This window comes from Silvanigrella sp., assembly GCF_044369315.1.
Classification (GTDB): domain Bacteria; phylum Bdellovibrionota_B; class Oligoflexia; order Silvanigrellales; family Silvanigrellaceae; genus Silvanigrella.
The window spans coordinates 1-6267 of sequence record NZ_JBIPMD010000197.1; the positions used below are offsets into that span (position 1 = coordinate 1).

The window sequence follows — 6267 nt, forward strand, 5'->3', positions numbered from 1 at the left end:
CAAAACCCAAAAGATTGGTTGCCTTGGAATTATCTCGATACCATCAACAAAATCAAAAACCACTCTCTATAAAAAATTTACTAGCATTCATTTTGTTTGTAAAATGCACTTATTGGTAGGACACACTAAAATCGGTTTTAACCATTCCTGGAGATATTAAAGAAACTCTTACATTTTTATCATGCAATTCTTGACGTAGAGATTCAGAAAAAGCACGAACAGCAAATTTAGAAGCACAATAAACAGAACCACCTTCGTAAGTATAGTGACCAGCAATACTTCCTAAATTAATAATATGCCCCGACCCTTTTGTTACCATTTTTTTAGAAACTGCTGCTGTAACCCTAACTAAAGAAGTAACATTTGTTTCTATCATGCTTGTAATATCTTCTTCTTTAATGTCTGTTACAGGATCTTTTCCACTCGCAAGTCCAGCATTATTAATTAAAATATCAACATTAAGAGCATTATTTTTTTCTAAAATAGAAGTGATATTTTTATCACAGATATCAGCTACAACAATATTAACTTGGACATGAGGAAATTGTGTTAAAATTTCATTTTTTAATAATTCAAGTCTTTCCTTTCTTCTTGCTAATAATATTAAATTTACACCTTCGCGAGCTAGCCAGGTTGCCGTTGCAAGCCCAATCCCTGAACTTGCGCCAGTGACTAACGCTAATTTGCCATTTAATGAAATTTCAGAATCAGTAAATAAATTTTTTAATAAACTCATTAAATATTTCTCCGCTAAGGATATTTTACAATAATTTGCGAACCATTTAATGGACTTTCAAATTTCCATTGATTATTTTCAAGCTCAATTGCGGTATTTGGATTTACAACTATTTTTCCGTTTCCACCAGGGATATCAATAATGAATTCAGGAATGCATAATCCAGAAATTTTTCCTCGTAAACTTTTTAATAAATGAATTGCTTGTTTTAAAGGAATACGAAAATGTTCTGTGCCTTTAGCAAGATCTGGGTAATGAATATAATATGGTTTTATGTTATTTTCTACCGCAGTCTTTAATAAAGATACTAATTTCTCTTCTGTATCATTGATATCTTTTAAAATAACCGATTGAAGTAAAACAGGAATTCCATTTTGAACCAACAAAGATATTGCATTTTTACATTCCTTTGTAAATTCACTCACACTATTTATATGTGCTGCAATCCAAATACTTTTATTTGTATTTTTTAAAAGATCAATTAAATTTTGAGTAATTCTTGAAGGCAAAACAGAAGGAATTCGAGAATGAATTCGAATCACTTTTAAATGTGAAATTTCTTTTAGCTGTTCAAATAAATTATTTAATGCTTTATCTGTTAAAGTTAAAGGATCACCACCTGTTAAAATAACCTCCCAAATATTTGAGTTTGATTTAATATACTTGATTGCTTCTTCAAAGTTTTCATGTGTCAAATTATTTTCAGAATTAGAAACTTTATATCTTCTAAAACAAAAACGACAATAAGAAGCACACATATATGTTACTTTTAATAAAACACGATCCGGATAACGATGTGTAATTCCTTTAACGGGAGTCCACCTTTCATCTCCTATTGGATCCTCAAGCTCTTCAGGAAAAAAAAGAAGTTCGTTTGTTGAAGGTATAAATTGTTTTGCTAATTCTTTATTGTTATTTTTAATTTCATTTAAAAATAAATTTGGCACACGGATATCAAAATTATCTTTAACTAGTTTTAATTGGTCTAATTGATTTATATCTATGAGGTCATGTTTATTTAAAGTTTCTAAATCAATAATACCTTTTGATAAATCACGTGCCCAATTATTTTCCATATTCATAATTTTATTGAACCAATTATCTTTTCTAAATTTTTATTACGCCCAGAACTACTTTGTTTCGTTCTTACAAAACTTAACGTAACATGATTTGTAGTAATTAAAGAGACATCCTGCGACATATCTTGTGGTTCGAATCTTGCTAAACCACCTATTAAATAAATTTTAGTATTTTTTTTCTGTCTTGGAATCAGTTCTTCAATATGAGGAACATAAAGAGATTCCCCACCACATTCGGCAAAAGCAATATTTTTTGCTTTTTGAGGTACATTTATATTTAATATCTCTAAATTAGGCCAATCCAATGAACTCGAATTTGAAATAACCTGATCTACAATGTGAGCTGCTTGTGTAAAAAGACTTTCTAAGGAATCTGGTTTTAGGCTGTCCGTATCGGCAGAAACAGCAATCGCACGAAAACCCATTAGAGCAGCTTCTGTCGCAGCCCCAACTGTTCCACTATAATTCACGTCAATTCCCACATTCAATCCATGGTTAATTCCAGAAATAACAAAGTCGGGAGGATCTGTTTTTAAAATATGACTGAGTGCAATGGCGGCACAATCCGCAGGAGATCCATCAACAGCATAAACATTTTCAGAGACTTGCGTTACACAAACGGGCTGATAAAAAGTCATTGCGTGAGATTGAGCACTTCGTTCGCCATTTGGAGCGACAACTGTTATTTTATGCCCAAGTGAACTCAGGTAATTAGCCAAAACCTGAATGCCTTTTGCTTTATACCCATCATCATTGCAAAGGAGTAAATGCATAGTGAAACCAACCTTATTTATTTGGACAACGATATTAATAGGGCTTTTTACAATATTTAATTCAGCAGCCACAACTTTGTCATTTCAAAATTCTCCTCAATTTTCAATAGAAAATTTAAAAAAATCAATGGAATGGTTTACTGCAGAACCCCACCCCATGGGTTCTAAAAACCAATCTAAATTAGCAGCGGATCTTAAGCAAACGTTAAATCAATTTGGATTGCTAACAAGTGAGATTAAATTTAAAGCAACAATCCCAAATACAGACTCTCCCCAATTTGGGGGTTTACAAAAAGATGCTTTTTTAACAAAAGAAGTAACAGGTTATAATATCGTTTCTACCTTAAAAGGAAAATCCGATTGTAGTGTCCTTATAGGTGGGCATTACGATACAAAATATTTTAAAGATTTTAAATTTGTTGGAGCAAATGACGGCGGTTCTTCTACTATTTTAATGATGGAATTAGCAAGAGTTTTAAAGAAAACAAAATTTAAAGAAAATATGCTTGGATCATGTAATATCAATTTTATTTTTTTTGATGGAGAAGAGTCCGTCCTGCCAAATTGGATCGATGGAGAAAATACACTTAAATTACAAGATAATACTTATGGATCAAGAGATTTTTCGAATAAATTAACAAAAAATAAAAACGGGAAATTTATTTTTGAAAAAAAACCTATAAATTTAATTTTAATTATTGATATGATTGGTCATAAAAATCAAGAGCTATTAATTACAAAAGGTTCTCATAGTGATTACTCAAAATCATTTATTCAGTCTGCAAATAAAATAAAAATAAATGAAGCAAATTTTTTAATGGAAGATGATCATACTCCTTTTTTATCTTTAAATATTCCTTTGCTGCATATCATAGACTGGAAAAATGTTGAGGAATGGCATACAAAAAAAGATACACCCGATATTATTTCCTATGAAGCAATTGCAAATTTTGGAGAATCTATTATTCAATTTCTTTCTACTAAAAGGATTTAAAATGACAATGGAATCTAATAAGAATTTAAAAGTATCTTTATTTTTAGGTGGAGGACAATCGGGTAAAAGTATTTTTGCGGAAAATTGTGCAAAAAAATGGGAAAATGTTTTATTTTATGCAACTGGCGGACAAATTGAAAACTCACAAGAATGGGAATTAAGAATTAAAAAACACCGCGAACGAAGACCCCATCATTGGTTCACAATTGAATATCCAATTGAAATTGAAGAAGTCATTAAATTGAGCGACGAAAAAAAGGTGGATGTTGTCCTAATTGATTGTTTAACACTTTGGATGGGATGGCAAATATCTAAAAGTGTTCAAAATTATACACAGATTCAGCTTTTAAAACATCTCGAAATGGAATTTCAGCATTTTATAAAACAACTTTGGAATTTCAAGTGTCCTATACTTGTAGTTTCTAACGAAGTCGGAGAAGGTGTTATTCCGGGTTCGGAAACAGGACGTATTTTTAGAGAAGCTTTAGGAGCAATGAATTTAGCAATAGGAGAGATATCTCAATGTATCACTTTTAGTATTGCAGGGCAGAATTTACTTTTAAAATCTGCTAAAAATAAATTTATTGATGGTTTTTGTCCTATGGGAATCATAAACGAAAACTTTATTTTTTCTGAATTAAATAATAATCATAATTTGGGGTAATTCATGTCTCTAAATGATAGTTCAAATAAACAAATGATTTTAAGTGAAAAATCAATACAAATTCAAAATATGTTTGATAAAATATCGAAACGTTATGATCTATTAAATAGACTTTTATCCGCAGGACAAGACACAAGATGGCGCAACAAAATGATTCGCTCCATGCCAACGATAAATTCGAAACATGGAACACTTTATGACATTGCTTGTGGCACTGGTGATGTTTTATTAAATACAAAAAGAAAGAGAAAAGATTATTCTAATTTAATTGGCTTTGATATTTCTGAAGGAATGCTTAGTCAAGCAAGAATTAGAACTAAATTAAAACAATATGATATTCAATTTATTCAAGCTTCAGCGGAACAAATTCCAGTTGAAAATAACTCTGCTGATTGTATTACAATTTCATTTGGTTTGCGAAATGTAGACAATAGAGAAGCGGCACTTCAAGAGTTTCATAGGATATTAAAAAAAGGGGGCACTCTTTTTGTTTTGGAGTTTTTTCCATCTGAAAGCACTTTTTTTGCAAAAGTTTTTGATATTTATTTTAAAAAAGTTCTTCCCAAAATTGGTGGATTCATATCAGATAAATCTGCGTATGAATATCTCCCAAAAAGTGTTTCTACAATGCCTTCTGGAAATGAATTTAAACAAATTCTTTCAAATATTGGTTTTATTGAAATTGAACAAACCTTATGGCTTGGAGGAGCTACCCGACTTTTCAAAGCAGTTAAAAAAAGCTAAAAGAAAACCGAGTAACTTGTTTTAAACAAAAAAAACGAGCATTATTCTTTTCGAGTATATTTTGTTTCATTATCTGTTTCTTTATTGAGGAGCTTTAAAATGTTGAAAAGACCTAAAATTACTGTTGTTGGAGCTGGCGGAAATGTGGGCGCATCTGTTGTTCAATGGTGTGCTCAAAAAGAATTAGGTGATTTGGTATTAATTGATCTTAAGCCAAATGTAGCGCAAGGTCGTGCACTTGATCTTGCTCAAGGTGGAGCTTTTGCTGGTTTTAATGCAAGTTTTACCTCTACAGACGACTCCTCACTTATGCAAGATTCCGACGTTGTTGTTGTTACAGCTGGAGTTCCACGTAAACCAGGGCAAACTCGCGAAGAGCTTGTTGGAATTAATGCAGGAATTGTAAAGACAGTTTGTGAAAACATTAAAAAATATGCTCCAAATTGCGTTTTAATTCTTGTTTCAAATCCACTAGACGCAATGTTAACCGTTGCTCAAAAAGTAACAAGTTTTCCACGTGAACGCGTCATTGGTATGTCTGGGGTTTTAGACTCCTCTCGTTTTCGCAGCAATATTGCACGCGCTCTAAATGTTCATATTAAAGATGTATCTGCTATTGTGATTGGTGCCCATACAGATAAAGATATGGTTCCTGTAATTAGCACAGCTACTGTAGGTGGCGTTCCTTTAAATAAATTATTAAATGCAGAACAAATTGCAGATGTTGTTAGCAGAACAAAACGTGGGGGCGCTGAATTAACAGAGCTTATTGGAACTTCTGCTTGGGTTGCTCCAGGTTTTGGCGTTACAGCAATGGTTGAAAGTATTGTATTAAATCAAGGACGTATTTTACCTTGTTCCGTTGAATTAAAAGGCGAATATGAAATTTCAGAAGGCGCTTGTCTCTGCGTTCCTGTTAAGTTAACAAACAAAGGTGCAGAAAAAGTATTTGAAATTGATCTTTCTTCCGATGAAAAAGCGGCATTAAAAGCTGCTCATACAGCTTATTTAGAAGTTAGAAAAATAGCTTTAGATAGCATTTAATACCGAGAATATTTTTGAATTGTTTTCTTAAAATCAAAATTACTAAAGTTTATAAAAGTAAGAACCTATTGTAAAACAAAAATCTCTTAATTTATTTCTTAAGAAATTTTTTGTTTTATTAGAATTAGATAAATGGAGAAAAAATTGTCTAATGTAAATGAAGAAATTTATTTAAGCATTATTATTCCTGTTTTTAATGAGAATGAAACGATTAAAACTTGTTATCATGAAAT

At 31.4% G+C, this 6267-nt stretch carries 7 protein-coding genes; 4 read left to right on the plus strand and 3 right to left on the minus strand.

Annotated elements, in window-relative coordinates:
- Positions 1-109: 109 nt before the first annotated feature.
- The 3 genes from ACIQ56_RS13340 to surE are packed head-to-tail and all read right to left on the minus strand — an operon-like array spanning position 110 to position 2588.
- Positions 110-736: an SDR family NAD(P)-dependent oxidoreductase gene (locus tag ACIQ56_RS13340; RefSeq protein WP_397601541.1), complete on the minus strand. Its 627-nt coding sequence runs from the start codon at positions 734-736 to the stop codon at positions 110-112.
- A 14-nt stretch (positions 737-750) separates the two neighbouring features.
- Positions 751-1818, minus strand: coding sequence for a KamA family radical SAM protein (locus ACIQ56_RS13345; RefSeq protein WP_397601542.1), 1068 nt, complete (start codon positions 1816-1818; stop codon positions 751-753).
- Positions 1815-2588, minus strand: a complete 774-nt coding sequence (gene surE / locus ACIQ56_RS13350) for a 5'/3'-nucleotidase SurE (protein ID WP_397601543.1) — start codon at positions 2586-2588, stop codon at positions 1815-1817. The genes ACIQ56_RS13345 and surE overlap by 4 nt, the downstream gene beginning before the upstream one ends.
- 1 nt (position 2589) lies before the next feature.
- Here surE and ACIQ56_RS13355 point away from each other — a divergent pair, with 1 nt between their 5' ends.
- The 4 genes from ACIQ56_RS13355 (at position 2590) to ACIQ56_RS13370 (ending at position 6034) form a co-directional block, all read left to right on the plus strand.
- Positions 2590-3582: a M28 family metallopeptidase gene (locus tag ACIQ56_RS13355; protein WP_397601544.1), complete on the plus strand. Its 993-nt coding sequence runs from the start codon at positions 2590-2592 to the stop codon at positions 3580-3582.
- Between the two features lies 1 nt (position 3583).
- Entirely contained in the window at positions 3584-4246 is a 663-nt protein-coding gene (locus tag ACIQ56_RS13360) for a bifunctional adenosylcobinamide kinase/adenosylcobinamide-phosphate guanylyltransferase (protein ID WP_397601545.1), read from the plus strand.
- 3 nt (positions 4247-4249) lie between these two features.
- Positions 4250-4990, plus strand: a complete 741-nt coding sequence (gene ubiE, locus ACIQ56_RS13365; protein ID WP_397601546.1) for a bifunctional demethylmenaquinone methyltransferase/2-methoxy-6-polyprenyl-1,4-benzoquinol methylase UbiE — start codon at positions 4250-4252, stop codon at positions 4988-4990.
- A 99-nt stretch (positions 4991-5089) separates the two neighbouring features.
- Positions 5090-6034: a malate dehydrogenase gene (locus ACIQ56_RS13370; RefSeq protein WP_397601547.1), complete on the plus strand. Its 945-nt coding sequence runs from the start codon at positions 5090-5092 to the stop codon at positions 6032-6034.
- Positions 6035-6267 lie beyond the last annotated feature (233 nt).